Below are 1,779 nucleotides of genomic sequence, written 5' to 3'. Positions count from 1 at the left end.
TCCAGCGTTCTGGCAGCTACACCAAGACGCTTGAAGTTATTAAGTATATCGGTCTCAATACGCTCCAGACGGGGCTTGGCGGCTTTGATGCTGTCCGCGTCGATACCAAAGGTCAGGTATTTGGTCTTGATGAGACCGTTGTTACCTCTGGCCAGCTGATTTTGCAGCATTGTGGTGTATTCCTCGCGGATACTGTCAAAGGCGTCCCTCTGGGGCGGGATGGAAATGGAGTTAGCAAAGGTCTCCTCCGATGCCGCAAGGTTCAAAAAAGACAGCTGGAAATGTATCGAGCTATCAAAATAATTGAGGAAATCACACCAACCCTCAAAGATTGCCGTCTTATCTTCGTTTTGGGAGAGCTGATAGTTGATGTCCTGAAACTGGATGGTCTTTGTGTAGTGGCTGTCCAATATGCGGCAGATTCCGTCCGGCCACATCCGTTCATAAGGGATACTGTCCTGCGCAGATTTTCCTTTTTTGTCCGTGCGGTTAGCGCGGGCAATGGCCGCTTCGATCTGCTTCTTATCGGCGCGGGACAGTTTTTTCTTTGTCTTTACCGGCTGCACAGTTTTTTCCTCGGTTTTTCCGAACATCCGATGCAGCCATTTTTTTATTGCGGTGAACAATGTCATACACCTCCTTATCGAGCATTTCCTGCCGCTTTAATACGGCATAAAAGTTGTTGGTCTGGTAAGGTCGCTGCTTTGGACGGATTACAGCTACTTTGAGAATGTTGCCCACGATCTTTTCCAGGGGCTGTCCATGCTTTTCGTACATAGCCAGCATAAAGAAGGGCAACATAACCAGCATCATACACATAGCCGCTACACTGTTTCCGGTAGGTTTTCTGAGCAAAAAGAAAAGCGGTACGCCAATAAGCGCTCCGCCCGTGAAGCAGATAAGCTGCCGCTTGGTCAGATTGAACATGACCTTTGTTTTGACTTTTGTTAAGTCCTTGGGTACGGGTACATAAGCCAATGTAGAAACCTCCTTCCGTTTTAGTGCGCCTGAAAGACTGATTTGGCGAGACTGCCGGTTTTGAACAGCGTAAAACATAGCAGTACGGTGTAGCCCACGCAGCTCCAGATTGCCATGATGATGTCATCTTCCAGAGCGATGTTCTGCACCAGCACAGCATAAATTGCCACGCAGACGATAATGAGAAATGCCTGAAAGCCCAGTGCCAGCAGGGATCGGAGGTAATTCTGTCCCATACCGCCCCATTCTTTGCCCATCATTGCAGCCATTGGAACGGGAGCCACCGAAGTTACAAGGTAGATCTCGATCATACGGCCATAAATAACGATAAAGATACAGATATACAACGCCCACATGGTAATGCAAATAAAGAGGGATTGGAACCACAGTCCGAACAGCGGTCCCAAATCCATTTCCATCAGCCTCGGTTCCAGATCGGTCATAACTGAGGAAATGTCAATGGACGCATCCGAATTGATAATCCCTGCCGCCTGCGCCACCACGCTCTGCGCCATATCAAAGACGCCCATCACGATATTCCATGTGTTTGTGACAATGAGGATGGCAGCAGCTGATTTGAACACCCACTTGAAAATCATCCAGGTATCCACATCATGCAGGTTGTTCTTGTCTGCAATCATCTGGATCAGGTCTACGGTCATCACGATAGCCAGGATCACGCCTGCAATCGGCACCATGATGGAGTTGGACAGATTCTCAATCATGCTGAAAATACTGCCATTCCATCCCTGTGGGGTCTGGCCTACCTGTACGGATATATCCGCGACCTGCTGGTTTACA

Annotated in this window: 2 protein-coding genes and 1 pseudogene; all 3 read right to left on the bottom strand. The window is 48.7% G+C overall.

From position 1 onward, the window contains the following. A pseudogene (locus tag GPK94_RS16190) lies at positions 1 to 566 on the bottom strand (conjugal transfer protein TraE); the annotation flags it as partial. After that, positions 523 to 978 carry a PrgI family protein gene (locus GPK94_RS14300; protein WP_005335865.1) on the bottom strand — a complete coding sequence of 152 codons (456 nt, stop codon included), beginning with the start codon at positions 976 to 978 and terminating at the stop codon, positions 523 to 525. The pseudogene GPK94_RS16190 and the gene GPK94_RS14300, both read right to left, overlap by 44 nt. Before the next feature lie 20 nt (positions 979 to 998). Next, on the bottom strand, positions 999 to 1,779 hold a 781-nt coding region (locus GPK94_RS14295), incomplete at its 5' end, for a CD0415/CD1112 family protein (RefSeq protein WP_252192662.1).

Source organism: Pseudoflavonifractor sp. MCC625, assembly GCF_018784545.1.
Classification (GTDB): Bacteria; Bacillota; Clostridia; order Oscillospirales; family Oscillospiraceae; genus Pseudoflavonifractor_A; species Pseudoflavonifractor_A gallinarum.
This window is presented reverse-complemented; position numbering and strand designations above follow the sequence as displayed.